This is a genomic window from Vibrio sp. 10N.222.48.A3, from assembly GCF_041475345.1.
Taxonomy (GTDB): domain Bacteria; phylum Pseudomonadota; class Gammaproteobacteria; order Enterobacterales; family Vibrionaceae; genus Vibrio; species Vibrio tasmaniensis_A.
The window spans coordinates 1-1,401 of record NZ_JBFRVX010001493.1 but is presented as its reverse complement, the minus strand read 5'-3'; the positions used below and the strand labels follow the sequence as shown (position 1 = coordinate 1,401).

Genomic DNA, 1,401 nt, shown 5'->3' with positions numbered 1-1,401 from the left:
AGGGTCAGTAACCAAGTTACTGACCCTTTTTTCAATCTAGCTAATGCTCAATTAAGCGTTAGCTTCACGCTTAGCGATGAACTCAAGAGCCATCTTAATGCGAGCGATTACGCGCTCTTTACCAACAAGCTCCATCACTGCATCAACAGAAGGAGACTGGCCGCCACCTGTTACTGCTACGCGAAGTGGCATACCGATTTTACCCATGCCGACCTCTAGCTCTTCACATACTGCTGCAATCACACCATCTTTGATGTTTGCAGTAGTGAAATCCTCAAGCGCTTCAACCTTAGCAAGAGCAAGCTCTAGTGGGCCTTTAGCAACACCACGTAGGTGCTTCTTCGCTGCGCCAGCTTCAAACTCAGAGAAATCTTCGTAGAAGTAACGAGACTGTTCAGCAAGTTCGATAAGCGTATTACAACGCTCGCCAACTAGCGTGATCACTTCAGTGATAGCCGGGCCATTTATTGTATCGATCTTTTGTGCATCTAGGTGCCATTGCAGGTATTTAGCAACGTACTCAGGCTCAGAAGTCTTGATGTAGTGGTTGTTCAACCAAAGTAGCTTATCAGTGTTGAATGCAGAAGCAGACTTGCTGATAGCGTTCAGGCTGAAGAATTCAATCATCTCTTCTTGAGAGAAGATCTCTTGGTCACCGTGAGACCAACCTAAACGAACTAGGTAGTTGTTTAGTGCATTTGGTAGGTAACCTTCGTCGCGGTATTGCATTACAGAAACAGCACCGTGACGCTTAGAAAGTTTCGCACCGTCATCACCAAGAATCATTGCACAGTGAGCGAAAGTTGGAACTGGCGCGCCTAGTGCTTCATAGATGTTGATTTGACGAGGTGTGTTGTTGATGTGGTCTTCACCACGTACAACGTGTGTAATACCCATGTCCCAGTCATCCACTACAACAACGAAGTTGTATGTTGGTGCACCGTCTGTACGACGAATGATTAGGTCATCAAGTTGGCTGTTAGAAATTTCAATGCGACCACGAATTTGGTCATCAAATACTACGCTGCCTTCTTTAGGGTTACGGAAACGGATAACGCACGCATCACCTTCTTTTGCTGCTTCGTTTGCTGCAACAATTTTAGGGTGGTTCGCATCGTAACGAGCCATCTCTTTGTTTTCTTCTTGCTCTGCACGAATTTCGTCAAGCAGCTCTTTAGACGCATAGCATTTGAAAGCTTTGTCTTCAGCAAGTAGCTTATCAACCATTTCGTTGTAACGGTCAAAACGCTTAGATTGGTAGTAAGGACCTTCATCCCATTCCATACCCATCCATTGCATGCCTTCTAGAATTGCATCAACCGCTTCTTGAGAGTTACGCTCAAGGTCCGTGTCTTCGATACGCAGAACGAATTCACCACCTTGATTCTTAGCGAATAGCCA

At 45.5% G+C, this 1,401-nt stretch carries 1 protein-coding gene; it reads right to left on the bottom strand.

Features of this window, described 5'->3' with window-relative positions:
- Positions 1 to 51: 51 nt before the first annotated feature.
- Positions 52 to 1,401 (bottom strand): glutamate--tRNA ligase (gene gltX / locus AB4653_RS27340; protein WP_372105809.1); only part of this gene is annotated, 1,350 nt, incomplete at its 5' end.